Annotated in this window: 26 protein-coding genes; 20 read left to right on the top strand and 6 right to left on the bottom strand. The window is 57.7% G+C overall.

Annotation, left to right across the window (positions count from 1 at the left end; all coding sequences use genetic code 11):
* Positions 1-191 precede the first annotated feature (191 nt).
* On the top strand, positions 192-560 hold the full coding sequence (locus ASF69_RS12210; RefSeq protein ID WP_062588388.1) for a DUF4112 domain-containing protein: 369 nt from the start codon (positions 192-194) through the stop codon (positions 558-560).
* Between the two features lie 51 nt (positions 561-611).
* On the opposite strand, the gene ASF69_RS12205 is transcribed toward ASF69_RS12210, so the two are convergent.
* Complete coding sequence (locus ASF69_RS12205) at positions 612-1,676, bottom strand: LacI family DNA-binding transcriptional regulator (RefSeq protein WP_062587843.1); 1,065 nt, start codon at positions 1,674-1,676, stop codon at positions 612-614.
* Positions 1,677-1,902: 226 nt separating this feature from the next.
* On the opposite strand from ASF69_RS12205, the gene ASF69_RS12200 reads away from it, so the two are divergent.
* The 16 genes from ASF69_RS12200 to ASF69_RS22750 all read left to right on the top strand — a co-directional run bounded on the left by ASF69_RS12200 (position 1,903) and on the right by ASF69_RS22750 (position 18,571).
* Positions 1,903-2,880: a substrate-binding domain-containing protein gene (locus ASF69_RS12200; protein WP_062587841.1), complete on the top strand. Its 978-nt coding sequence runs from the start codon at positions 1,903-1,905 to the stop codon at positions 2,878-2,880.
* A 104-nt stretch (positions 2,881-2,984) separates the two neighbouring features.
* Positions 2,985-4,478: a sugar ABC transporter ATP-binding protein gene (locus ASF69_RS12195; RefSeq protein WP_062587839.1), complete on the top strand. Its 1,494-nt coding sequence runs from the start codon at positions 2,985-2,987 to the stop codon at positions 4,476-4,478.
* Positions 4,471-5,484, top strand: a complete 1,014-nt coding sequence (locus tag ASF69_RS12190) for an ABC transporter permease (RefSeq protein WP_062587838.1) — start codon at positions 4,471-4,473, stop codon at positions 5,482-5,484. The genes ASF69_RS12195 and ASF69_RS12190 overlap by 8 nt, the downstream gene beginning before the upstream one ends.
* On the top strand, positions 5,484-6,479 hold the full coding sequence (locus tag ASF69_RS12185; RefSeq protein WP_062587836.1) for an ABC transporter permease: 996 nt from the start codon (positions 5,484-5,486) through the stop codon (positions 6,477-6,479). Before ASF69_RS12190 ends, ASF69_RS12185 begins: the two co-directional genes overlap by 1 nt.
* 1 nt (position 6,480) lies before the next feature.
* Positions 6,481-7,329, top strand: coding sequence for a sugar phosphate isomerase/epimerase (locus ASF69_RS12180; RefSeq protein ID WP_062587834.1), 849 nt, complete (start codon positions 6,481-6,483; stop codon positions 7,327-7,329).
* Positions 7,330-7,382: 53 nt separating this feature from the next.
* Positions 7,383-8,039, top strand: a complete 657-nt coding sequence (locus ASF69_RS12175) for a nucleoside triphosphate hydrolase (protein WP_062587831.1) — start codon at positions 7,383-7,385, stop codon at positions 8,037-8,039.
* Between the two features lie 77 nt (positions 8,040-8,116).
* On the top strand, positions 8,117-8,986 hold the full coding sequence (locus tag ASF69_RS12170; RefSeq protein WP_062587829.1) for a sugar phosphate isomerase/epimerase family protein: 870 nt from the start codon (positions 8,117-8,119) through the stop codon (positions 8,984-8,986).
* A gap of 350 nt (positions 8,987-9,336) precedes the next feature.
* A complete protein-coding gene (locus tag ASF69_RS12165; RefSeq protein WP_062587827.1) occupies positions 9,337-10,221 on the top strand; it encodes an AraC family transcriptional regulator in 885 nt (294 codons plus the stop codon).
* Positions 10,222-10,328: 107 nt separating this feature from the next.
* Positions 10,329-11,240: an ABC transporter substrate-binding protein gene (locus ASF69_RS12160; RefSeq protein WP_062587825.1), complete on the top strand. Its 912-nt coding sequence runs from the start codon at positions 10,329-10,331 to the stop codon at positions 11,238-11,240.
* Positions 11,241-11,311: 71 nt separating this feature from the next.
* Complete coding sequence (locus ASF69_RS12155) at positions 11,312-12,814, top strand: sugar ABC transporter ATP-binding protein (protein WP_062587823.1); 1,503 nt, start codon at positions 11,312-11,314, stop codon at positions 12,812-12,814.
* Positions 12,804-13,790, top strand: coding sequence for a hypothetical protein (locus ASF69_RS12150; RefSeq protein ID WP_062587821.1), 987 nt, complete (start codon positions 12,804-12,806; stop codon positions 13,788-13,790). The genes ASF69_RS12155 and ASF69_RS12150 overlap by 11 nt, the downstream gene beginning before the upstream one ends.
* 39 nt (positions 13,791-13,829) lie before the next feature.
* A complete protein-coding gene (locus tag ASF69_RS12145) occupies positions 13,830-14,561 on the top strand; it encodes an SDR family oxidoreductase (protein ID WP_062587819.1) in 732 nt (243 codons plus the stop codon).
* 66 nt (positions 14,562-14,627) lie between these two features.
* A complete protein-coding gene (locus ASF69_RS12140) occupies positions 14,628-16,262 on the top strand; it encodes an FGGY-family carbohydrate kinase (RefSeq protein WP_062587817.1) in 1,635 nt (544 codons plus the stop codon).
* A 36-nt stretch (positions 16,263-16,298) separates the two neighbouring features.
* A complete protein-coding gene (locus ASF69_RS12135) occupies positions 16,299-17,024 on the top strand; it encodes an SDR family oxidoreductase (protein ID WP_062587816.1) in 726 nt (241 codons plus the stop codon).
* Positions 17,025-17,188: 164 nt separating this feature from the next.
* A complete protein-coding gene (locus ASF69_RS12130; RefSeq protein WP_156462056.1) occupies positions 17,189-17,725 on the top strand; it encodes a cytochrome b in 537 nt (178 codons plus the stop codon).
* A gap of 27 nt (positions 17,726-17,752) precedes the next feature.
* Complete coding sequence (locus tag ASF69_RS22750; protein ID WP_244475461.1) at positions 17,753-18,571, top strand: RibD family protein; 819 nt, start codon at positions 17,753-17,755, stop codon at positions 18,569-18,571.
* Here the strand turns inward: ASF69_RS22750 and ASF69_RS12120 are convergent.
* Genes ASF69_RS12120 through ASF69_RS12105 form a run of 4 tightly spaced genes read right to left on the bottom strand, consistent with a single transcriptional unit; the run spans position 18,500 to position 21,627 of the window.
* Complete coding sequence (locus tag ASF69_RS12120; protein WP_062587812.1) at positions 18,500-19,297, bottom strand: class I SAM-dependent methyltransferase; 798 nt, start codon at positions 19,295-19,297, stop codon at positions 18,500-18,502. The genes ASF69_RS22750 and ASF69_RS12120 overlap by 72 nt on opposite strands.
* On the bottom strand, positions 19,294-20,340 hold the full coding sequence (locus tag ASF69_RS12115; RefSeq protein WP_062587810.1) for a glycosyltransferase family 4 protein: 1,047 nt from the start codon (positions 20,338-20,340) through the stop codon (positions 19,294-19,296). The genes ASF69_RS12120 and ASF69_RS12115 overlap by 4 nt, the downstream gene beginning before the upstream one ends.
* Positions 20,337-20,735 carry a 6-carboxytetrahydropterin synthase gene (locus ASF69_RS12110; protein WP_062587808.1) on the bottom strand — a complete coding sequence of 133 codons (399 nt, stop codon included), beginning with the start codon at positions 20,733-20,735 and terminating at the stop codon, positions 20,337-20,339. The genes ASF69_RS12115 and ASF69_RS12110 overlap by 4 nt, the downstream gene beginning before the upstream one ends.
* A 13-nt stretch (positions 20,736-20,748) precedes the next feature.
* Positions 20,749-21,627 carry a zinc-binding alcohol dehydrogenase gene (locus ASF69_RS12105; protein ID WP_244475460.1) on the bottom strand — a complete coding sequence of 293 codons (879 nt, stop codon included), beginning with the start codon at positions 21,625-21,627 and terminating at the stop codon, positions 20,749-20,751.
* Positions 21,628-21,904: 277 nt separating this feature from the next.
* On the opposite strand from ASF69_RS12105, the gene ribA reads away from it, so the two are divergent.
* Genes ribA through ASF69_RS12090 form a run of 3 tightly spaced genes read left to right on the top strand, consistent with a single transcriptional unit; the run spans position 21,905 to position 24,550 of the window.
* Complete coding sequence (gene ribA / locus ASF69_RS12100) at positions 21,905-23,011, top strand: GTP cyclohydrolase II RibA (protein WP_062587806.1); 1,107 nt, start codon at positions 21,905-21,907, stop codon at positions 23,009-23,011.
* Positions 23,012-23,033: 22 nt separating this feature from the next.
* Entirely contained in the window at positions 23,034-23,798 is a 765-nt protein-coding gene (locus tag ASF69_RS12095; RefSeq protein ID WP_062587804.1) for a CDP-alcohol phosphatidyltransferase family protein, read from the top strand.
* The gene (locus tag ASF69_RS12090) at positions 23,795-24,550 is read left to right on the top strand and encodes an FkbM family methyltransferase (protein ID WP_062587802.1); all 756 of its coding nucleotides are present in this window, start codon (positions 23,795-23,797) and stop codon (positions 24,548-24,550) included. The genes ASF69_RS12095 and ASF69_RS12090 overlap by 4 nt, the downstream gene beginning before the upstream one ends.
* Before the next feature lie 8 nt (positions 24,551-24,558).
* Here ASF69_RS12090 and ASF69_RS12085 read toward each other — a convergent pair whose 3' ends face one another.
* Complete coding sequence (locus ASF69_RS12085) at positions 24,559-25,476, bottom strand: lysylphosphatidylglycerol synthase transmembrane domain-containing protein (protein WP_156462055.1); 918 nt, start codon at positions 25,474-25,476, stop codon at positions 24,559-24,561.
* Positions 25,477-25,479 lie beyond the last annotated feature (3 nt).

Below are 25,479 nucleotides of genomic sequence, written 5' to 3'. Positions count from 1 at the left end.
GGCGTCATTTTACCTGAGCGGGCACTATGTGCCGCTATGTGGCTCGGTGGCGAAAGTCACACTGAAGCCCTTGAAACGAATTCTCGCACTCCCCATTCCTTTATGACGGGAAATGTCCCGATTTGGAGGCTATGCCATTGGCAGGTTCATGGAGCGCAAGCGATTTTGACAAGGGTGCAGCGTACACCGCATTGGGCGGCGAACAACGCCTGCAACGCATCCGCCGCCTCGCGCGGATAGCGAGACTGATGGATACAGCCATCGGCATCCCCGGAACGAAACTTCGTCTTGGCGCCGACTCGGTGTTCGGACTCGTGCCTGTGATCGGTGACGGCGCAGGTGCGATGATTGGTCTTTACATCGTCAATGAAGCGCGTCGTCTTGGTGTTCCCAAAGAGAAGCTTTCGCGGATGGTGGGAAACATTGCGCTGGATGCCTGTGTAGGCAGCGTCCCTCTGCTCGGAGACGTCTTCGATCTGTATTTCAAATCTCACCGCAGAAACGTACAGATAATTCTCGACCATTTTGGTGTGATGCAGGAAGACATACGTCGGCCCTGATCGCCTGTCCGGCTCGTTACCGATAATCGTCGCTTTGCCTTGTCCCAACGCTTACATTTGCGTTGGGTCTTTGATTTCATCGAGTGGTCCGGTCAGTGCTGTGCGTGGTGGGACCAGTTGCGGCATGATCACGGTAATCTCCGGATGATCGGGCGCCGCCTCAAGCAATTCAAACCCCCGCTCCAGCATCTCTGAAATGTTCGGTTTTGCCATATAGACAGGGAATGGCAGAAAGGATGCGAAGGGGTCGTAGTCGAAGCATCCCACGACGATGTCTTTGAACATGTCCACATCGTACCGTCCGAGAAAACGTAGAAGCCCTTCGAAATTGATGGACGAGTTGATGAACAGACACCGCGGCAAATGGCCTTCGCGCAAAAAGAAGCGTTCGAAGGCCAGTTCGGTCATGCGCGGCGAATAGCCCGTAACCTCAATGTCGCCGCTGCCTTCGGTGCCGAAAAACGCTCGCTTTGCTGCATGGAAGCCCGCAATTCGCTCGCGGCTCGCGTGGTCGTCATGGCCACCAAACAGCACGACTTCTTCCGCGCTGAAGTCGCCGTTTCGGGATGCGTGGCGAAGGATTGCGTCGGTCAGCGCTTCTGCGCCATTGCGGTTGTCCGAAATCACCGAATAGGCGAATTTGCCAGGAAGGTCGATGTTGACATGCGGCAGCTTCGCGCTGGCGCAGATCTGGTGGACACCATCCGGGTCCTTGACGCCAGCGATAAACAGCGCGTCGATGGAATAGGCGATGAGTGTTTCGACAGTCCTGCGCTCCTCATCTGGATCACGCCGACCTGACACGACCATCGCCGACAGACCACGCGACCGCGCCTGAGCTTCAAAGGTTTGCGCCATGGATGAGAAGAAGCGGTTGTCATAGACGGGTACCAGCAAACCGACGAGCCCTGATTTGGAGCTTCTCAAGCCACGGGCCTGAAGATTGGCTGTATAGCGCTCGGCCTTGGCAAGCGAGAGAATCTTTTCCGCAGTCTCCTGTGAAATACGCCGTTTGCGCCACGATCCGTTCAAAACGGCGCTGACGGTGGATGCCGATGCGCCTGATAAAACCGACAGGTCGTAAATAGTGGCTTTCTTGGAGCTCTGGTCCGTCATCACATCCTCCGAATGATTCCGATTGTTAGGATATTCGTCCTCTTGACGAAAGGCATAACCGTGTTATGTTCAATGCACCATCGATTGTGCAACTTTGCAATACCGATTGCGCAGATGGTTGTTGCTATGGGAGTGGCAGAGCAGTGTCTCGGGTTTCGAGGCTGGAGGTTAAGGCGTTGGAGCGCCTATCCTTGCTCGCTGGAATGTTTTTGGAGGAGGAGCATCCATGAATAAGATAATTGCGGCCGCAGTCGGCCTTTCGCTTGCGTTACTCGCGTCCACCGCATTGGCCGATGGGCCAAAGGTCGGTGTCGTCGTCAAGATTGGTGGCATTCCCTGGTTCAACGCCATGGAAGCCGGTATAAAGGAACAGAGCGCCAAGCTCGGCGTACAGGGTTTCATGGTCGGCCCAACGAGCGCTGATCCAGCACTTCAGGTTCGCGCTATCGAAGACCTGATCGCGCAGAAGGTTGATGTTATCGGCGTTGTGCCGAATGACGCAAAGGTGCTGGAGCCTGTCCTGAAGAAAGCTCAGGATGCCGGTATCAAGGTCATCACCCATGAATCGCCAAAGCAGGTTGGCGCGAACTGGGATTTCGAACTCGCTTCCGCCAAGGGTTTTGGTGAAGCGCACGGCAAGTTGCTGGCCGAGAAGATGGGCGGCAAGGGTTCTTACGCGGTGTTCGTCGGCTCGCTGACCGTGCCGCTTCACAATGCCTGGGCCGATGGCGCCATTGCCTATATCAAGGCCAACTATCCCGACATGAAGCTGATCGGCGACCGTTACGGCGTGGCCGAAGACGTCGACAAGAGCCGTTCCACGGCGCTTGATCTGATGGCGGCAAATGCCGATCTCAAGGGCTTCCTCGCTTTTGGTTCGCAGGGCCCGATTGGCGCAGGTCGCGCCGTTGAAGAGCGTCGCAAGGATGGCAAGGTCTTCGTCATCGGACCGTTCTCGCCGGGGCAGGGCGCAAAGCTCATCAAATCAGGTGCTCTGACGGGCGGCTTTATGTGGAACCCGAAGCAGGCCGGTGAAGTGTTCATCACGCTTGCGGACCTTATCGCCAAGGGCCAGGTGCCGAAGGCGGGTGACGACATTCCGGGCCTTGGCAAGATTGCGCCTGAAGGCAACACCATCGTGGTCGATCAGCTGTTGAAGATCGACAAGGAAAGCATCGACAAGCTGGTTTCCATGGGCCTCTAGTTCCTCCCGAAGGCCTGGGCCGCGTCAACTCTGTTTGGCGCGGCCCCCTTTCAACATCTGATCAACAGCATCCGCTTAAAGGCGGCTGAGCGAAGAGATTTGCCATGACGAGCGCCGGACCGCTCCTGTCCCTCAAAAACGTCAAGATGACATTCGGTGGTGTTCGCGCTTTGAAAAGCGTTGCCTTCGAAGTCAATCCGGGCGAAGTGCACTGCCTTGCCGGTGAAAATGGTTGCGGCAAGAGCACGCTCATCAAGATCATCACCGGCGTCTACAAACCGGAAGAGGGTGTCGAGTTCTTCTTCGACGGCCAGCCCATTACCGCCATGACGCCGAGTCTGGCGCAGTCACTTGGAATTCAGGTGATCTGGCAGGATCTGGCGCTGTTTGGTGAAATGACGGTCGCTGAAAACATCGGCTTCCAATATGCCGTCAGCGGCAAATACGGTCTTGTGAACAAGCGCGCCATGGAAGCTGCCGCAGAGAAGGCTTTGGCCCGCCTCGGCGTTTCGCTCGATCTCCATCTGCCGCTGAAAGAATTGCCGATTGCCCAGCGCCAGATCGTCGCCATTGCCCGCGCATTGGTTGGTGAAGCGCGGCTGGTCTTCATGGACGAGCCGACGGCATCGTTGACGCAATCGGAGACGGATTACCTCATCGACATCGTCCGCAACCTCTCGGCCTCGGGCGTTGCGGTTGTCTTCGTGTCGCACCGCCTCGCGGAAGTGCTTGAGATTTCCGACCGGATGACCGTGTTGCGCGATGGCGAGCTCGTCGGCGTGTTTCCGGTAGAAGGCATGACGCAGTCTCGTGTCACGGAATTGATGACCGGACGGAATTTCGACAACGCCGTCGTGGCTGCTGATCACGACGACCAGCCCGTCGTCCTGTCCGTGCGCAATCTCTCCCGAAACAATGAATTCGAGGATATTTCCTTTGAACTGCGGCGCGGCGAAACCCTAGGCGTCACCGGCCTTTTGGGTGCCGGACGCACGGAACTTGCGCTGACGCTGTTTGGAATGCACAAGCCGCATTCCGGAGAAATCATCCTGAATGGAGAAAAGGTAAGCTTTGGCTCGAATCGCGATGCGATTCGTGCGGGGGTAGCCTATCTCTCCGAAGACCGGCTTTCTCTCGGCCTCAACCAGCCGCAATCCATTGCCGACAATCTGGTTATGGCGTCGCTGGATCGCATCCTGTCTGCCGGGCTCATCTCGCCTCAGAAGAAGCGGAGTGTCGTTTCTAACTGGATTTCCGCGCTTGGCGTCAAGATCGGCGAGCCGGAAGATCCGATCCGGACCCTGTCTGGCGGCAACCAGCAACGCGTGGCGATTGCCAAGTGGTTGGCCATCGGCCCGAAGCTTCTCATCCTCGATGCTCCTACAGTCGGCGTCGATGTCGGTGCGCGGGCAGGCATCTTCGATATCGTGCGCAAGCTCGCCGCCGATGGTCTTTCGATCATCCTCATCTCGGATGAGCCGCCGGAAGTCTATTTCAATACCGATCGCATCATCCATATGGCCGAGGGCCGGATCAAGGCGACATATGATCCGCGGCAGATGTCGCTGACGGATCTGGAAGGAGCAGTCTATGCGTAGGTTGATGCTGGGCCATACGACAGAGTTCACGCTTCTGGCCGTGATGATCGTTTTGTCCGCCGCCCTGTCCTTGGCGACGGACCGCTTTTTTACGATCTCCAACGCTTTCGACATTCTCAATGTCTCTTCCGTCAACATCATTTTCGCCGTCGGCCTTCTCGTCGTGCTGATCTCAGGCGGGATCGACATATCCTTCGCGGTCGCTGCCTCGGTCGTGCAATATGTCACGGCTCTCGCTATCGGCGCGCTGGGTGGCGGCAACTGGGCGGAAGGCTTCATCATTGCAGGCGCGGTCGGCATTGGCCTTGGCCTCATCAATGCGCTGCTCGTCTACAAGCTGCGGATCATCTCCATCGTCGCGACGATTTCCACCTTCAACATCTTCTTCGGCCTGTTGATGTTCTTCACGAAGGGTGTTTCCATCTACAATCTGCCGGACTGGCTCACGACACGCGTCGTCTTCTACGAACGCGAGATGGCCGATGGCTCCTGGCTGGAACTGACGCTACCCGTCGTCGTGATGATCCTTTGCTGCATCGCCACCTGGTTCATGATTTCCCGCACCACGATCGGCCGCCAGCTCTATGCCTTTGGCGACAATCCCGAGGGTGCGCGCCGCTTCGGCATCAATATCGGCGCCATGCACTACATTTCCTTCGGCTGGTTGGGCCTGATGGCTGGGATTGCCGGGCTGATGCAGGCGCATTACGCGGAAGAGGTCGTGCCCAATGCGCTCTATGGCCGTGAACTGGACGTGCTTGCCGCGACTGTTCTGGGCGGTGCGCGTCTTGGCGGCGGCAAGGGTTCTGTCATTGGCTGCGTTCTCGGCGTTCTCATGGTTTCGATTACGCAGAACGGCCTGAACCTGATGGGCGTCTCGCCCTTCGCCTTCAAAATGATCGTCGGTGCCATCATTCTCGTGGCCATCACGCTTTCCTCCTCACGCATCGATAAACTTCTGCCTTTCTTCTCCAAGGGCAATCTACAGAAGAGGGGTGCACGCTGATGTCGTCGCTCATCCAGAAATTCAACAGCGCATTCGGCGCTGACATGGCCGGACCGATCATCGCGTTCTTCGCCGTGACGGTGATCTTTGGCTTAGGCGCGGATAACTTTCTGTCGCTTGGCACCTTCGGTTCAGTGGCATTCCAGCTGCCTGAACTTGGGCTTTTGACGCTGGCGATGCTGCTGCCGCTTCTGACTGGCGGTATCAACCTCTCCGTTACCTTCACGGCCAACCTGTCGGGCCTTGCCGCTGCCGGTGTGCTTCAGATGTATGGCGGCGTAGATGCGCCAGCCGGCGCCTTCGCGCTCGCCGTCGTAGCCGCACTTGCGACCGGTGGTGCCGCAGGCTTGATGACCGGCGCGGCGATTGCCTACACCCGCGCCCATCCGATCCTCATCACGCTGTCCATGATGATCTTCCTGCGCGGTCTGGGGGAGTTTCTAACGCACGGCGGAGACGTCTCCGGCTTTCCCGAATATGTCGCCCCAATCGGTCATGGCCTGATCCTCGGCGTCCCCGTGCCGCTCCTCATTTTCATCGCCTGTGTGGCGCTCTGGCAGGTGTTATTGACGCGCAGCAAGCTTGGTTTTGGCCTGTTGATGATCGGGTCAAACATCGAAGCCGGGGCCTATTCCGGCCTCAACACGCGCCGCATCCTCATTCTCGTCTATACGCTGTCAGGCATGATGTGCGCCGTCGCTGGTATCATCATGATGGCCCGCTTCAACTCGGTGCGCATAGGCCACGGTGAATCCTACCTGCTGATCACGGTGCTGGCGGCGTTTCTGGGCGGCATCAATCCGTTCGGGGGCTTTGGACGCGTGCTGCCGGTCTTCGTCGCGCTGGTCGTGCTGCAGCTTCTGTCATCGGGTCTCAATTTGATGGGTGCCAATCAGCATCTGGCAACGGCTCTCTGGGGTGTGTTGATGATCGTCGTCATGGCGGCACGCACAATCGCATCCTCTTACTTCCTGTCTCGTAGAAAGAAGGTGTGACGTGAAGGGTTTTGGCATTCACGCAATGGTGTGGTCGACCAAGTGGGACCACGAGGGCGCTGAGCGGGCGATTGCCGGTGCTGCAAGCTACGGCCAGGACTACATCGAAATACCGCTGATCGATATTCCAACTGTCGATGCACAGCACAGCCGTGCGCTTCTCGAAAAGCATAAGATCGGTGCAGCATGCTCGCTGGTTCTGCCGGAACATGCCTGGGCCTCCGTTCGCCCCGACGCTGCAATCGAGCATCTGACTGCCGCTCTGGACAAGGCATCTGAAATCGGTGCTGTGGCGCTGACGGGCGTTACCTTCGGCGGCACGAATGAGCGGACCGGCTTTCCGCCGACTGAGCGCGAGTATGATAATCTGACCCGTGCACTCGGCGCTGCGGCTCGCCATGCCAAGACGCTCGGCCTGCAATTCGGCGTCGAGGCCGTCAATCGATATGAGAGCCACCTCATCAATTCGGCGCAGCAGGCGGTGGATATGGTCGAGCGCATCGGACTGGATAACGTCTTCGTCCACCTCGATACATTCCACATGAATATGGAAGAGAAGGGTGTCGCCAACGGCATCATCGCTGCGCGCGATCACCTGAAATACATGCACATGTCGGAAAGCGATCGCGGCACGCCGGGCTTTGGCAATATTGCATGGGATGAGATTTTCGCGGCGCTCGCGGCCATTGGCTTCAAGGGCCTGCTGACGCTTGAGAGCTTCGTTACCATGCAGGCAGAGATGGCAGGTTCCATTTCCACCTGGCGTCCCGTCGCGCGCGATAGGGACGAGGTTCTGGACAAGGGCGTCGCCTTCCTGCGCGACAAGGCGGATCAGTACGGAATTTTCTGAGCCTTCGTTGGCACGCCAGTCACCGTTGTTTTTCGGATTGTGAAGAGGTCACATTGAGTAGCGTAGAAGATAGTGCACGCGAGATTGCCGCACGGACACTCCAGCAATTTGCGGAGAATAAAGGTTGGCGGCTCATGATCGCCATTGCCGGAGCACCGGGCTCGGGAAAATCAACGATTGCCGAGCAGGTCGTCGACGTTCTGAACGGTGAAAGCGGCGTCTCGGCGGCACTCTTCCCCATGGATGGCTTTCATTACGATGATGCTGTTCTGAAAGACATGGGCCGCCTGCCTTACAAGGGCGCAATCGATACGTTTGATGCGCATGGCCTGCGTCATACGCTCAAGCGCCTGAAGGCGAATGAGGATGATGTGGTGGCGGTCCCTGTCTTTGATCGCTCAATCGAGATTGCCCGCGCGGGAGGCAGGCTGATCTCGCAATCCGTCAACATCATTGTGTGTGAAGGCAATTACCTGCTCTCACGGCAGGAGCCGTGGAACCTGCTGAAGCCGATTTTCGATCTCACTGTCTTCGTTGATGTCGCCGAGGATGACCTCCGCAGCGGGCTCCGCGAAAGATGGCGCAGCTTTGGGCTTGGTGACGCCGATATCACCAGGAAGGTCGAGGAAAACGACCTTCCCAATGGTCGCGCGATCATCTCCGGCAGCGACGAGCCTGACATGCGGGTAAAGAACCCCGACGCTGGCTAGAACCTGCGAGTGATCGCACTGAACCTTCCAAACTATTTCAATAGCTTATCCCTCATCTGTTAATCGAGAGAGTTACCATGAAACACGGCATTTATTACTCCTATTGGGAACATGAGTGGAGCGCCAAGTTCGGCCCCTATGTGGAAAAGGTCGCCAAGCTTGGCTTCGACGTCATCGAAGTCGCGGCCCATCACATCAATGAATACAGCGATGCGGAACTGGCCGAGATCAAGCAGAGTGCCAAAGATAACGGCATTATCCTGACCGCTGGCATCGGCCCTTCCAAGAGCAAGAACCTGTCTTCGCCAGACGTCGCTGTGCGTCAGGCAGGCAAGTTATTCTTCGAACAGACGCTGACCAATGTTGCCAAGCTCGACATCAAGACGATCGGCGGCGCGCTGCATTCCTATTGGCCGGTCGATTATTCACAGCCTGTCGATAAGGTGGGTGATCGCGCGCGCGGCGTGGAAGGCATTCACGACATTGCCGATTTCGCCAGCAATCTCGGCATCAATCTGTGCATCGAAGTCCTCAACCGCTTTGAAAACCACGTTCTCAACACCGCTGCCGAGGGCGTCGCTTTCGTGAAGGATGTTGGCAAGTCCAACGTCAAGGTCATGCTCGATACGTTCCATATGAATATCGAGGAAGACAGCTTCGGCGATGCGATCCGCACCGCAGGGCCCTTGCTTGGCCATTTCCACACCGGCGAAAGCAACCGTCGTGTACCAGGCACAGGCAGAATGCCTTGGCATGAAATCGGTACAGCGCTTCGCGAGATCAACTATACCGGCGCTGTCGTCATGGAACCCTTCGTCAAGACAGGCGGCACCATCGGTTCAGATATCCGGGTCTGGCGAGATCTCAGCAATGGCGCTGACGAGGCGCGGATGGATGAGGCTGCGAGAAACTCGCTCGCCTTCTCCCGCTTCGTGCTCGGTCACTGACATCTGGACAAAAACTGTAACGGTGGGACAAGTCGCCACCGTTACACCCGGCCGCCATTTGCGGCGAATACCTTCACAAATACGCGCTCCCGACAGCCAACGGCACCGAGATAAGGCCTTGTTGGCAATGTCAGAATCCGCGCTGCGCCCAGCAAATTCCTTGCATGGCTTGCACACTTTGCTGGAAGTTCTTGCGCATTCAATTGTCAAAAAAGTATCAGCTTAAATTCCGCGTTGATGTAGATGCGTAGCAATATCAGTGCTTAATATCTCCGTGCTGACAAAAACTGCAAAATCGGAGGTTTGCAGTTTTGGATAGCTGGATTTCGCGCTCGGTAGGAGGAGACGCTGTGCAACCCGATCTGGAACTCGTTCATATCCGCAAAGGCGAATCCTTCGCAGCGTGGACGCACGGCTATCCATTTCGGACCGTCCGCTGGCACTACCACCCCGAATATGAAATCCATCTGGTTGTTGCGACATCGGGTCGATTTTATATCGGCGATCATATCGGTCGCTTCGAGCCGGGGCAGTTGATCGTCACCGGTCCGAACCTGCCGCAGAACTGGATATCAGACATTGAGCCGGGCGAAATCGTGCCCGCTCGCTCGCTGGTCATCCAGTTCCCGCAGAAATTCGTGGAAGATAGCATTGCCGGCATGGCGGAGATGGAGGCGGTGGTTCCGCTTCTGGAGCGCAGCCGCCGTGGTTTGCTATTCGACAAGGGCACGAGCGATACGGTGCGGCCGTTGATAGAGACGCTGATTGAAACGCGCGGTCTCAAACGTCTGGCGCTGTTCTGGGAAATTCTCGATGTGCTGGCAACTGCGCCTGAACCGGAAGTTCTGGCCAGCTTGAGTTACGAACTCGATCTTTCCAACATCAATGAGGGCGGCGTCAACCGCGCGATTGCCTATCTGCGTGAACATCTGACCGACGATATCGATGAGCGCGATCTGGCCGAGATGGTGGGACGCAGTCCAAGTTCATTCTCACGGGCATTCAAGCGCCATACCGGTACGACGCTGGTCCGTTACCGCAACCAGTTGCGGGTCGATCTGGCGTGCCTTGCGCTCCTGACGCGACCCGAGGTGAAGATTGCCGAAATCTGCTATGAGATCGGCTTTTCCAACCTGTCCAATTTCAACAGGCATTTCCAGAAGCTGAAGGGAATGCCGCCTTCGCAATTCCGCGCCACCTTTAACGCCAACGAGGCCTTCAGAGCCACCGGATAAGCGAAACTCAACCATACCCCACCGCGGGGATCATCAATTCGGGAGGCATGGTGCTTTCCGGAAACGGACAGGCTTTGCCTGTCGTCGTCCACAGGGAGGAAACCGGGATGAAAAAGACATTGACCGCTTTGTCGATTGCCGTCGCGACGTTAGCTGCAAGTTCGGCTCTTGCGCAGGACGCCAAACTCAAGATTGGCATGACCTTTCAGGAAATGAACAATCCTTATTTCGTGTCCATGAAAGAAGCTCTGGACGAAGCCGCAAAGGCCATCGGTGCTGAGGTGATCGTCACCGACGCTGCACACGACGTTGCAAAGCAGATCTCCGATGTCGAGGACATGTTGCAACAGAAGATCGACATTCTCCTTATCAACCCCACTGACTCAGCTGGCGTCGAAGCCGCCGTGCAGGCCGCCAAGGCACAAAATGTGATTGTCGTTGCCGTTGATGCCAACGCAAACGGCCCCGTCGATACGTTTGTTGGGTCCAAGAACAAGGATGCCGGTTACCAGTCGTGCCAGGCGCTCGGCAAGGCAATAAACGGCGAGGGCGAGGTCGCCATCCTAGATGGTATTCCCGTCGTACCAATTCTTCAGCGCGTCGAAGGCTGCAAGGAAGCTCTTGCGGAATTCAAGGGCATCAAGCTGGTCGATACGCAAAACGGTCGTCAGGATCGCTCGGTCGCGCTCGGCGTGGTCGAGAACATGTTGCAGTCGCGTCCAAACCTAAAGGGCATCTTCTCCGTCAATGACGGCGGCGCAATGGGTGCTCTTGCGGCAATCCAGGGGGCTGGTCGTGATGTCAAGCTGACATCCGTCGACGGTGCCCCGGAGGCAGTACAGGCCATCGCTGAGGGTACGCCATTCGTCCAGACCACGGCGCAGTTCCCACGTGACCAGGTGCGTGTCGGCCTTGCCATGGCGCTTGCCCAGAAGTGGGGTGCCCGCGTCGTGCCAAAGGAAGTTCCAATCGACGTGCGCCCCGTCACCAAGGAAAACGCTGCCGGCTTTAGCTGGTAAGCGGCTTCGCCTGCATCTCCCTCGCCTTAGGGCGGGGGTGATGCTTGTCCATGTAATTGCTGGAGGAAACAATGCTCGAACTAAGAGGCATCAAGAAAAGCTTCGGCAAGATCGAGGTCCTGCACGGTGTCGATCTGACGGTGAACGCGGGCGAGGTTCATGCGCTTCTGGGCGAGAACGGCGCTGGCAAGTCAACGCTGACGAAGATCCTGTGCGGCATTCTCAAGCCCAGCGAAGGCGAGATCTGGATCGATGGAGAGAAGCGCCAGTTTGCCGATTATAACGAGGCCATCAATGCTGGTATCGGCGTGGTTTTCCAGGAGTTTTCGCTGGTTCCTTATCTCAACGCGGTCGAGAACATGTTTCTCGCGCGCGAACTCTGCAATGGTCTGGGCTTCATGAAGCGCGCTGCCATGCGCAAGCGTGCTGGCGAAATCATGAAGCAGCTTGGCATCACAATTCCGCTCGGGGTTCCCATTCGCAACCTTTCCGTCGCCGAACAGCAATTTGTAGAGATTGCAAAGGCGCTGGCGCTCGATGCACGCATCCTCGTGCTTGACGAGCCGACGGCAACACTGACACCAACGGAGGTGGAACACCTCTTCCATGTCATGAGAAGCCTTCGTGCTCAGGGTGTTTCCATCATTTTCATCTCGCACCATCTGGAGGAAATCTTCGAGATTTGCGACCGCATTACGGTGCTCCGCGACGGCGAATATGTCGCCTCCTGCGATGTCGCTGACGTCGACCAGTCGCGGCTTGTCGAGATGATGGTGGGGCGCCGGATCGAAAACAGTTTTCCGCCAAAGCCGGTCATTCCCGCTGAGGCCAAGACCGTCCTTGATGTCGAGGAGGTTCAACTTGCCAAAGGTGGCCCCGTGTCCAGCTTTAAACTCCGGCAGGGAGAAATTCTTGGCTTTTCCGGGCTTGTGGGATCCGGGCGGACGGAAACGGCACTCGCCATGCTGGGTGCTTATCCGGCAGCGCGTTGCAAGCTGCGAATGAATGGAGTCGAGATACGCTTTGCCGATCCTTCGGAGGCTCTCGCCGCCGGTATTGGTTTGCTGCCGGAAAGCAGAAAGGAACAGGGGCTTATTACAAGCTTTCCCATCCTCCAAAACGTCTCGCTTAACAATTACGGCAAATATCTCCTCGGCCATTTCTTTATCAACCGCCGCCGCGAATTGAGCGACACCCGCACTGCGATGCACAGCGTCCGTGTGAAGGCGCCGCACCCGCATGTGCGGGTCGACACGCTCTCAGGCGGCAATCAGCAAAAGGTCGTGATTGCGCGCTGGATCAACCACAACATGAAGGTACTGATTTTCGATGAGCCGACACGCGGCATCGATGTCGGCGCCAAAACCGAGATTTACCAGCTGATGCGCGAGTTCACCGCGCAGGGCCATTCCATCATCATGATTTCGTCGGAGCTGCCGGAAGTGATCGGCATGTCTGACAGGGTCTGCGTTTTCCGCTCGGGAGGCATTGTCGCCACCGTGGAAGGCGACGCGATCACCTCCGAGACGGTGATGACCCACGCAACAACCGGGAGGACACAACATGTCGCATGATGCTGACGCTATCACTGGCGCGCAGGCGCAGGAGGCCGCGACGCCCGTCTGGAAATCCATCATTCACTCGCCGCTGGCCTTGCCATTGGCAGGCCTGATCGTGGTTTCGCTGCTGATGGGTTTTGCCTCGGATAACTTCTTTTCCGTATCAAATATTCTCAATGTGCTGAGGCAGGTTTCAATCGTGGCGATCCTCGCAGTCGGCATGACCTTCGTCATCCTGACCGGAGGCATTGATCTGTCCGTGGGTGCCGTCATGGCGCTTGCAGGCACAATCGCCGCTGGCTTGATGGTAAAGTTCGGTATGCCAGGCTGGGTGGGTTTGCTTGCGGGTGTCGGCCTCGCCGTCGCGCTGGGACTGTTCAACGGGGCGCTGGTTGCCTGGGGACGTATGCCTGCCATCATCGTCACCCTTGCCACCATGGGCATTGCCCGCGGCGCGGGTCTGATCTATTCGGGCGGCTATCCGATCTCCGGCTTGCCATCGTGGATTTCATGGTTCGGCGTCGGCCGTATCGGCATCATCCCAGTTCCGGTTATCGCAATGGTCCTGGTCTACGCGCTGGCCTGGGTCCTTCTGGAACGCACCGCCTTCGGGCGGCATGTCTATGCCATCGGCGGCAACGAGGTGGCTGCGAAACTGTCGGGCGTCAAGACGGGACGCATCAAGCTTGCCGTTTACGTCATCTCCGGTCTGACTGCCGGCCTTGCCGCCATCATTCTGACTGGTCGTCTTATGTCCGGACAGCCGAATGCCGGCGTGGGCTTCGAACTCGATGCCATCGCGGCGGTCGTTCTCGGCGGCACCGCAATTGCGGGCGGACGGGGGCTCATACTCGGAACGCTCATCGGTGCCGTGCTGCTTGGCATCCTCAATAATGGCCTCAACCTCATGGGGATCAACCCATACCTGCAGGACATTATTCGCGGCTTCATCATCCTTCTCGCCATCTACATTGCCCGCGAATGGCGCTGATCGACTACCTCCCAACCTTAAAATCACAGGAGAACCAACATGGCCCAATCACTGGAAGGCAAGATTGCCGTCATTACCGGCGCTGCCTCGGGCATCGGCCTTGCGACCACCGAAAAGCTGCTAGCCAATGGCTGCACCGTCGTCATGGTCGACTGGAACGAGAAAGCCCTGAATGAACTCGTCGCCAAACTCGGTAAAAATGCCATTCCGCAAGTGACCAACCTGCTCGATGCCGAAAGCTGTGCCGCGATGATCCCTGAGGTCCTTGAGAAGGTCGATCATATCGACATTCTCTACTGCAACGCCGGAACCTACATCGGCGGCGATCTCACCGAAACGACGGCAGAAGAAATCGACCGCATGTTGAACCTCAACATCAACGCCGTCATGAAGAATGTCCACGCCGTCGTGCCGCATATGAGCGAACGCAAGACCGGCGACATCATCGTCACAAGTTCAATCGCGGGCCATTTTCCAACCCATTGGGAGCCCGTCTATGCTGGCTCCAAATGGGCGATCACCTGCTTCGTGCAGACGATGCGCCGTCAGATGATCCCGCATGGTGTACGCGTCTCCCAGGTGTCGCCGGGTCCCGTATCATCCGCGCTGCTGGCAGACTGGCCGGAGGAAAATCTCCGCGCCGCCAAGGAATCCGGCAGCATCATCGAGCCGAGCGAAGTCGCTGATGCTGTGGAATATATCCTCACACGCAATCGCAATGTCACGATCCGCGATATGCTGGTGTTGCCGACCAATTTTGATCGCGTCTAAGCTTGAGGAAAGTGTCGTCGCGCCTGTCCTGTGGACACGGCGCGACGAGTTTAACAGGAGGATGTTATGAGTGGATATTTTGTTGGCGTCGATGTCGGCACAGCCTCTGCCCGGGCTGGCGTTTTCGATGCTACCGGCACGATGTTGGCCTCGGCCAAGCATGACATCCTGATATTTCGCGACGACAACGGGCATGTGGAGCAATCGAGCGCTCAGATATGGAATGCGGTGTGCGCCGCTGTTCGCGACGCCGTGGATGCAGCCCGCGTTGATGCGGCCTCCGTTGTCGGCCTTGGTTTTGATGCGACCTGCTCCTTGGTGGTCGAGGGCGCAAGTGGCGGGGTGGGTGATAAAGCCTACCCTGAACGCGATATCATCGTCTGGATGGATCATCGGGCCATCGGGCAGGCTCGACGCATCAACCAGATGGGCCATGCCGTTCTGTCCTATGTCGGCGGCGTCATCTCGCCAGAAATGCAAACACCCAAACTCCTTTGGCTCAAGGAAAACCGTGAGGAGGTTTATACAAGCGCCCGCAATTTCTTCGACCTCACGGACTTCCTGACCTGGAAATCCACGGGCGCACTGGAGCGTTCCTCCTGCACGGTCACCTGCAAATGGACCTATCTCGCTCATGAGAACCGCTGGGACGAAGACTATTTCGCAAAGATAGGCTTGGGCGACCTTTCCGCAGATGGCTTCAGGCGGATCGGTGCGCGTGTCGTTCCTCCCGGCACGCCGCTTGGCGCGGGGCTGAACGATGATGCAGCCATGGCAATGGGCTTGCGCCCAGGCATCGCCGTCGGGGCAGGGCTCATCGACGCCCATGCTGGCGGTATCGGTACCGTCGCTGCTCGTGGCGGCGCAGAAAATCCCGCTGCCTGTCTGGGTTATGTCTTCGGCACGTCATCCTGCACGATGACGACCACAACGGAGCCAGTCTCCGTTCCAGGCGTGTGGGGGCCATACTACTCCGCCATGGTGCCCGGCATGTGGCTCAATGAAGGTGGCCAGTCCGCCGCTGGCGCTGCGATCGACCAATTGCTCAGCCTCCACCCCTATGCCGACAAGGCAAGAACCAATGCAGGACAAGAAGGCCTTGGATTGCCGCAGTGGCTGGCGGCACGAGCGCTGGCATCTGTGGATGAGCCATCCAACGCCGCTTTCGTTGCGGGACAGTTGAACGTCGTTCCGGAGTTTCTCGGTAACCGCGCCCCCTTCGCCGATCCCGCCGCGCGTGCTGTGGTAATGGGTTTGGGAATGGAAACCGGTGTTGACAGTCTGGTCGCACTCTATGTCGCCGGGCTGTGCGGCCTTGGTTACGGTCTGCGCCAGATCATCGATACGCAGGCCAGACATGGCATTTCCATTTCCTCCATTTCGGTCTCTGGCGGTGCTGGTACTCATAAGCTGACCCGTCAGATTCTCGCGGATGCAACCGGAATTCCTGTTGAGGTAACCGCATGCCCTGAGCCGGTGCTGTTGGGTTCGGCCATGCTGGCTGCCGTTGCTGCGGGAACATATCCGGATTTGCAAACCGCAATGCCCGCCATGTCCAGTGTTTGGGGTCGTAGTATACCGGCCTCTGGCCCCGTCCGGGCTTTGCATGAAGCACGCTACAAGGCCTTCCTCAAAATTCAGGAACTTGCGCGAGTGGTGCGGGACGACATCGAACCGCTTTTGACCGCAGGCTCTCATTAATCCGCTGCAATACATGCATATCAGGAGGAGTATATCATGCAGTTTTCAGGCAAATCCGTCATCATCACCGGCGCGGGCAAGGGCATCGGTCGCGCCTGCGCCAGAACCATGGCGGAGCGTGGAGCCGAAGTCATCGCGCTGAGCCGGACTGCGTCGGATCTCGACAGTCTTCGCGCTGAAATCGGCGGGCGCTCTGTGGTCGTGGATCTTGCAGATCCGGCTGCGACGCGTCGGGCAATGGCACAGGCCGGAACTGCGGATTTTCTAATTAACAGCGCCGGCATCAATGTGCTGGAATCCAGTTTCGACATGACCGAGGCAGGCTACGACGCCGTTATGGGCATCAACCTACGGGCAGCCCTCATCACCTGCCAGGAGTTCGGGCGCGCGCGGGTTGCCGCGGGCGGCGGCGGTGCCATCGTCAACATCACCTCGATTGCCGGGCACCGTGGCTTTGCCGAACATCTGTGCTACGCCGCCTCAAAGGCAGGTCTTGAGGGGGCGACCCGCGTTCTTGCCAAGGAGTTTGGCCCGCACGGCATTCGCGTCAACGCCGTTGCGCCAACCATAACACTCACCGAACTGGCAATGGCCGCATGGAGCGACCCGGTGAAATCCCAGCCGATGATGGTCCGTCACCCGGTCGGTCGTTTTGCCGAAGTGGACGATGTCGCACGCACGATCGCCGCTGTGCTGTCGTCTGATATGGCCATGGTCAACGGCGCCGTTTTGAGCGTGGATGGTGGCTTCCTGGCCGTATGAGCTTCTGATGCGCCAGACTAAGCAAGGGTTGAAGCCAAAGTTCTGCAGGTCTTCAGATTAATCGAAGCGTCAGAAGGGCCCTGATTTCCGAAGGCTCTTTTCCGTCCTCGTAAAGCGTCTCCTCTCCCGGTATGATGTGGCTCGTCAATTCCTGGAGGAGGAAGATGATGGCCGATAACTCGACATACCAGTTGCCGAAATATAGCGGGGTCTCGCGGGCTCTTCACTGGATTGTGGCCCTGTTGGTGTTCATGACCTGGCCGATGGGGCTTATGATCGGCTTCGTAAAGGACGAGGTGAAACTCGATTTTTATCTCGTCCATGAAAGTCTGGGCTTTCTCGTGCTTTGGGTCATGCTGCTGAGGGTTGGCGCCCGGCTTTATGCGCCGGCCCCTCCTATTCAGGGGAGTTTTGGCGAGCGCGTCGCTGCACATACGGTCCACGGTCTCATCTACATGTTTCTGATCATAATGCCGGTGTCGGGCTTTCTCGCCACCAACGCCCACGGCTTTCCATTGCAATGGTTCGGTTTGTTTCCTGTCTGGAGCCCGATTGAGAAATCTCCCGAGATAGCCCCGCTTCTGTCAGCGATACATGAGTGGAGCGCATGGATCGTTTTGGCGCTTTTCGCGTTACACCTGTTGGCGGTCATCTTCCACCATGTGATCCGCCGGGATACCACGCTTTACCGTATTCTCTAGACAGGGACGTCGATGCGCAATCTTCACATGACTGACAGGCTCTGGAACCGGCTTCTTTCAATTCGCAATGGCGCGGATGCTCTAAGAAGAACCGAGGCAGAGGCGGCAATGACGCTGTATGGACCAGTTGCTTCCGCTCGCGGCGGGTTTGTTCTGGCACAGGTCGGTCAATCGCTGGACGGCCGGGTAGCGACCCCAAGCGGGGACGCCCGGGACATATCCGGGCCTGACGGTCTGGCTCACCTCCATCGTTGTCGCGCACTGGTGGATGCCGTCATCGTTGGCATTGGCACCGTGCAGAATGATAACCCCCGATTGTCGGTGAGGGAGGTCAGTGGGCCGAGCCCAACACGCGTCGTTATCGACTGCCGCGGAGAGCTCACAGGCGACGAAGGCCTGTTCCACGATGGCGGCGCGCCGGTCATCGTTATCCAGGGACATGACGCGCAAAAAACGATGCATAGCGCCGATGTGGTACAGCTCGCTCGCGGAGCCGCCGGTCTTGATCCTAACGACATACTTGAAAGTCTTGCCCAGCGGGGCTTGAAACGCATTCTTGTGGAGGGTGGCGCAAGGACAATTGCCCGCTTCATCGACGCCAACCTCGTCGATCGGCTTCACGTCGCAATCGCTCCCGTCATCATTGGGTCAGGCCCCTGCGGCATCTCGCTGCCGCCTATCGCCCAACTCTGCAACGCCCACCGACCCGCCGCCGAGGTCTATTCGCTCGGCAGCGACGTTTTGTTTGACTGTCGCCTTAAATCAGAGGACCGGTCAGAGGTTCGGAAGAGCGAGAAGATCCGTATGGCCGACGATGCATACGCTATCGTCGCTGCCAATCTGTGACAGACGGAAGTCAAGCCACTCACTGAACGCCGCCTCTTCGATGTTGCCAATCTCGAGGATTGGCCGCTTCAGGCCTACCAGAAAAGCCATTTGAAGTTCGGCCATGTCGCCGCGCAGCTGCCAGGGACTCGTGGCCACGCTAACGGAAAATCCGCTCGCCTCAAATAGGGAGGACAGGTGGTCGGTTGCGTCTGGGCCAAGTGCAGTGCCGAACCCCTTGTCGAAGTGCTGATGGCGGTTGAAGGCCTCTACCACCTGCTCATCGAGGGGGTGTCGAACCGTCCACTGCATTTGGCCGTCATAATTAAGAGCGGCATAGAGCCCGATGTTTCGACCGACAAGCTGGGCCGCAAACCGGTCGCTGAATTCTGCCGAGCAAAGATCAAAGAGAGCCGATGCCGTCACCATTGACACACCATCGAGCACGGCATTGTCCAGCTGATTGAGATTTCGGCAGAGAAACTCCACGCTGTCCTTTTCACCGATCTGCCGCTTTGCTTCTTCCAGCAGAGTAGCCTCATAGTCGATAAGCTTCCAGGTTGCGTCTGGCAATGCGGGGGCGAGTGTCCGATAGGTCGATCCTGTCCCGCATCCGATGTCCAGGATAGTCCGCGGCGGCGGCGCGGAGGATATGTACCTGTTAAAGCTCTGCAGGAGTGACGGTGATCGCGCGTCACGGTCTGCCGGCTCCCTGAGTGTCAGCCAGTCCTTGTCGAAGCCACTCATGCCAATGCTTTCAATCTGTTAGAGATGATTTCTGAGGTTTCTTCCCAACTCGGTAACAGCTTGCCCGCGCGCGCTGCGGCCTCCGCGCGACGTGCCCGCTCCTGGCTGTCGGTCAGCAATGTCCTGATGGCAGCTGCTGTTGCGTCTATGTCGTCAACCGGCACCAAGATTCCCGCATCGCCCGGTACGACATCCGGCACCGCACCTGCCTTGCAGGCAACGATTGGCAGGCCGTAGGCCAAGGCTTCGGCAAAGACCATGCCATAGCCCTCGTAGCGGCTCGCCAAGGCGAAAATATCTGCCTGGGTATAGAATGGCCCAAGCTCGTCAAATTCACCAGCCAGGATGATGCGGTCCGATAGCTTTGCGGCTTCGATCTGCTGGGCAAGGGCAGTCGCTACTGCCAGATCCAGATGCGGACTACCGACAATCGTTGTGCGCCATTCGAGATCTTCGAGCTTTTTCAGCGCTGCAATCAGAACGTCATGTCCCTTGCGTTTGGTCAGGGACCCGACAGAAAGGATATGCGGGATATCGTTCCGCGTCACACTTCCAGAAGCTGGCTTCACGGTGCCGGGAACAGCCACCGTAATTTTGTCAGCGGCGACGCCAAAATTCTTTGCCAGTTCACCTGCTGTCATCGGTGACGTCACGATGACGTGTTGCGTGGCGGCCAACGCCGCTGTCTCGCTCCTGCGAAGAGGGTCCTGCTCCTCGTCACTCAAGCCGGTCTCAAGGGCAAGAGGGTGATGCACAAGCGCGATGATTTTAAGCCGCCCCGCTTCCCTCTGTGCCCATTCGTCCATCACACCGAAAGCAAGGCCATCGATCAGGACGAGGGCGCCGTCTTCCAGAGCCGAAAGCCGTGCTTCCGCTTCATGAAGCGCCTCAGCCGATGGAGAGGGAAAGCCCTCGCCGAGGGCTAGAAGCTCGACATTCCAGCCCAGCTTTCGCAGACCCTTGACGATTTCCCGGTCATATCCATATCCGCCGGTCTTCAGGTCCAGGTCCCCGGGATAGGCGAGAGTGAGATTTGGTCTCAAAGGTCTGCCTCGTACCAACCGCGTGCAGCGTGAGATTCATGCAGCGTGACTTTGATGCGCGCGATCCGGTGACTGCCGGGACCGAGGCGTTTGTCTGCCACGGCTGCGGAAAGCTCTTCGAAAATATGCTTGGCGATGACCTCAGTGGTGCTGATCTTGCCTTTGAAAACGTCCACTTCGTCGAGATTCTGGTAGTTCAGAGGTTTGAGGACTTCTGAAAGGACAGTCGTTGCCGCTCCAATGTCCACCGCAAGTCCGTCTTCGTCCACATCCTTGGTGAAAAACGCTGCATCGACGACGAAGGTCGCGCCGTGCATCCCTTGGGCCGGGCCGAAAACGGGGCGTGGAAGGCTATGGGCGATCATGATGTGATCTCTGACTTCGACTGCGAACATGGTCTCTCTTTCTTCAGTAATGGATGCGGTGGCAAAGCGTGTCCTGTGATGACAGGATACGTGGATAATCGCCCGCCAGATCAGCAAAGGCTGTCTCGCCGGAAATCAGGTGGTCGAGTGTGTCGTCGAGGAGGAGTTCAAGTGCTTTCGCCATTCGCCGCCCGAACGTCCAACGCGCGCTGTGTAATTTGGGAATGGAACCGACCTGCGAACTGACGAGCGAAAGCCGTCTGGAGTGAAAGCTGCCGCCCAGAGGGATCGTGACGGATTTGTCGCCGTACCAGCTGGCCTCCACGATGCGCGCTTCCATTCCTGCATGAAGGATGGCCTGCGCAAGTGCTTCGCCGGATGCCGAGGCATTGATGAGGACGTCGAAGTCTCCCTCCAGATTTCCGGCCTCGATGAAGGCTAAACCAATGGCTTCGGCGTGATGACGACGCTCTGGGTTGGTATCGACAAGGACAGTGTCTGTCCCTGCAATCCGGTTGGAAAGATTGGCGACCATTGTGCCCACAACACCACCGCCAAAGACCGCAACGCGGTCTCCGGGTTGAATGACAGCATCCCAGACGATGTTGAGCGCCGTTTCCATATTGGCGGCGAGCACGGCCCGAGCGGGCGGAAGCCTCTCCGGCAATGCAGTGACCATGTCCTTCGCCGTAACGAAGACGTTCTGGTGGGGGTGAAGACAAAAGACCGCCTTGCCGACCACGTCGGCTGGCCCTTCTTCCACAATCCCGACGGAGGAATAACCGTATTTGACGGGAAACGAAAAGTCGCCTTCCATATGCGGGCCACGCATTCTCTCAAATTCGGTGCTGGGCACGGCGCCCTTGAACACCAGCGCTTCCGTACCCCTGCTGATACCGGTGTAAAGAGTGCGTACGAGCACCTCATTATCGCGGCGTTGCCTGAGCTGCTCCTCTTTCAATTCACAATGTTCTGCGCGCTCGATCCAAAGTGCCCGGCATGGGGTGTGTCCGGACTGTGTGGCGGTGCCGATAGGAGATGCCAAAAGGGTGATCCCGATTAATGCGTGTTGAATGGAGCGTATTGCCGAGACGCGCGTTTTGTTCCGTGGTCACTGCCAAAATAAATTTATGACGTGAGAGAAATCCAGATGCGATCCTCTCCGTAAAAAACAATAAAGCTTAGGGAGAGTATGTCATATGCCGCCAATCAATCAGTCAGCTTTCCGACTTGCAACTCCTGAGATGGAGGTCGAACGCGCCGTGGCTGAGCTTCGCTACGGTCGCCCTGTCCTCATGGCATCGGGAGAACGAAAGATCGCCGTCATGGCACTCGACGCTGTCACGCCGTCTTTATACGATCAGTTCGCCGCGGCAACGAGGGACACGCACTCACTGCTCCTCGCGGCGCCCCGCGCCACCCGGCTCGGCATTGTCGGCAATGGCGATATACTGGCGCCCCTCGCTGGTGTGAGTTTCGAGCAGGCGTCCACATTCTCATACGTGCTCGGCGCGGACAAGCCGGACACCTGGATGGAGGCAGATGATCTGGCGTCGCAAACAGCAGAGCTGGCAAGGACAGCTCTCCTTCTCCCCGCAATGGTGTTGGCCGACGTCTCGACTTTCCAGGACGATTTTGCCGGATGCTGTGAGGTATCCGCGTCAAGGCTGAAGGGTGCGGAGACAGCGCGTCAGCGCTTCGAACAGGTGGTGCGCACCCGGGTCCCTCTCAAGGATCTCGGAGATTCCGAATTTGTCGTCTTCCGCGGCGGTCTTGCCCAGAAGGACCAGGTTGCAGTCATTGTTGGCAAACCCGACGTGTCACGAACGGTACCGATCCGTATCCACTCGTCCTGCATCACGGGCGATCTCTGCGGCTCCTTGAAGTGCGATTGCGGCGATCAGCTTCGCAACGGTCTGGCCCTGTTGAAGCAGGCGGGCGGCGGTGTGCTGCTTTATCTCGATCAGGAAGGGCGTGGCACCGGCATTGGCGCAAAAATGCGTGCCTATGGCTATCAGCATCAGGGCCTGGATACGATTGACGCTGACGCCGAACTCGGTCTGGCAGATGATCACCGACGCTATGAAGCGGCGGTCGCAATTCTCCGCCATTTGAACATCACCAAGGTCGCGGTCTATACGAACAATCCAACGAAGATCAACGGGCTGAGGGCAGGTGGTATCGAAGTCGATGCCCGCGCTGCGGTAACTGGTACGGTGACCCTGGAAAACCAGAACTACCTTCGCACCAAAACACTTCGTGCTGGTCACCTCATGGATCTCAATGCATTGGTTGCGGCCGAGTGAATGCGGGCGTAGGGAGGACTGAATGGCACTGATCCATGGCGAGGTACCTGGCGGCCTCAAGGGAAGACGGCCGCTTGTGCAAAACACGCTTGGGCATCTTGGCTATTTGATGCTCGGAACAATCATCGTCGCGCTACTGGTTCGCACAGAAATGTCTCTCGGATGGGACTTCGTCGCGGCCGCCATCCTTTCTTTATCTATCGTTTTTGGCTTTGTCGTTTATCTTCTGCCGGATTATCCGCATCGACGGTTTGGATATGCAAACATCGTCACAGCTTTCCGGGCCACGCTTGTCTGCCTCACCGGCGCTACCGTCCTGTGTTTCGAAAGCCTGCACAACGCCGACACGGTTCTCTGGATACTCGTTGGCGTCGTTGCGCTTGCACTCTCGCTGGATGGCATAGATGGCTATCTCGCACGGCGATACCATCAGGAATCGGAACTCGGCGCTCGCTTCGATATGGAGGTGGATGCTTTACTTATCCTCATCCTCTCTGTCGCCGCTGCAATGCTGGATAAAGCCGGTGCTTGGGTGCTCATGATAGGGCTCATGCGATACGCTTTCGTCGCTGCAGGCTGGGTTGCACCCTTCCTCAGCGCTGACTTGCCACCTTCCCTCAGACGAAAATTCGTTTGCGTCGTACAGGTGTCGGTCCTCTGCCTGATACTTGTTCCGGCAGTAACGGTGCCATTGTCCGGGTATCTTGCGGCTATCGCCCTCGCCATGCTGGCCTATTCCTTCACACTGGATATTGTCTATCTCACACGGCGGCGGGTGGGCATATGAAAATTGCCGCCAGCCTGTCTTCCTCGTTGGGGCTCGCACGCTCCCTCGTCGTCTATTATGGCCAGCCATGGCGACGATACGCACTGAAACGCTTTTACCGTTCTCTTGTCGCTCCCGGTGAGCTCGCATTTGATATCGGCGCTCACGTTGGCAGCCGCTCGCGGACGCTCTTAGACATCGGTGCAAAAGTTGTAGCAATCGAACCGCAGCCTTTGTTCGCTGATTTCGTGGAGCGGCGTCTTGGCCGGGAGCTTGAGGGTTTCGAACGTGTAGCGGTTGGTCGGCGGCAGGGCGAGGTGGAACTGTTGATTTCCAGCCGCCATCCGACCGTGACAAGTGTTTCGGGAAGCTTTGTCGATGCCGTAAAGCAAAGTGCAGGCTTTGCCCACGTCGAATGGGATCGGAAAGTCACCGTGCCCATGAAAACGCTGGATGACCTCATTGACACATATGGCCTGCCAGCCTTCTGCAAGATCGATGTGGAGGGTGCGGAAGCGGAAGTGCTGTCCGGTCTCACGAGGCCGATCAATCTCGTTGCTTTCGAATATATTCCCGCAATGCCGTCCGTTGCATCTGACGCCATCGCTATTTTGCAGGCACTTGCCGACTACCGCTTCAATCGCGTCGAGGGTGAAACGCATCGGTTTGTATCTCCGGATTGGAAAACCGGCGCAGAGATCCTCGCGGAGCTGAAAGCGATGCCGCAAGACGCTTTATCGGGCGATGTCTACGCCAGGGTCAGCCGCGAGTGAAATCGGTGTCACGCATGGCTTGGCCGCTTTCGAAAGGCAGCCGCTGCGAGAAAGACGATTCCCGGCGCTGCTCCCGCAAGCGACAGCCATCCGTAGGTAATGCTCGCGGCAAGTCCGTCGACGGCCGATGCGCCGAGCATGGGCCAGAGCGCCATGGCCGCCGCCTCGCGTGTCCCCCATCCCCCGAAGCCGGTTGGTATCAACATCGCAACGAGGCAGAAGGGGATGATCGTGAGACACGCAGTCCAGGGCAAGTCAGATCCTGTAGCCGTCGCGGCGATAAAGAATACACCGACGTAGCTGGCAAGAATGGCGATGCTTGTGACTGCCTGAAAAAGCCAAGCCCTTCGCCGAAGAAAGACCTCCAAAAGCTCTTCACTGAACGTGCCGATGACCGCTCCCTTACGCTTCACCAGAAGCACAACGATCAAAGCGATCGCGCTCAACGCGACACCGACCCAGACATAATGGTTGGTATCCTGGCCGAAACTGCTCGTGGTCACGAATGGCCAGACAGCGAGCCCAATCAATGCCAGCCCGAAAAATACGATCTGGCCGGACAGTCTTTCAAAAAGAACCGCCTTAGCGGGTTGCCTCCAGGCCCCAGGTTCATCGCCACGCATTCTCCACGCTCTTATGGCATCGCCCGTCACTCCTCCCGGCAGAGTTTGGTTGAGAAAGCTTGCGACGTAATATTCCCGGATTGCCATAGGCAGCCCTATGTGATGCCCAAGCCGTTGGGAGGTAAACCGCCACCGCAAGGCCGAGACGATAATCTGCACCTGCACCAAGCCGAGACAGGCGATGATAGCTACCCACGAAATGCGCGACAGAGATTGCTCGAGTGCCGACAGATCAGTCTGGACGATAATAGCGGCAAGCGCGATCAGCGTTATGACCGATATGATTATGCGCAGTGTGTTCAAGCG

Source organism: Rhizobium sp. Leaf311 (assembly GCF_001423445.1).
Classification (GTDB): domain Bacteria; phylum Pseudomonadota; class Alphaproteobacteria; order Rhizobiales; family Rhizobiaceae; genus Agrobacterium.
This window is presented reverse-complemented; position numbering and strand designations above follow the sequence as displayed.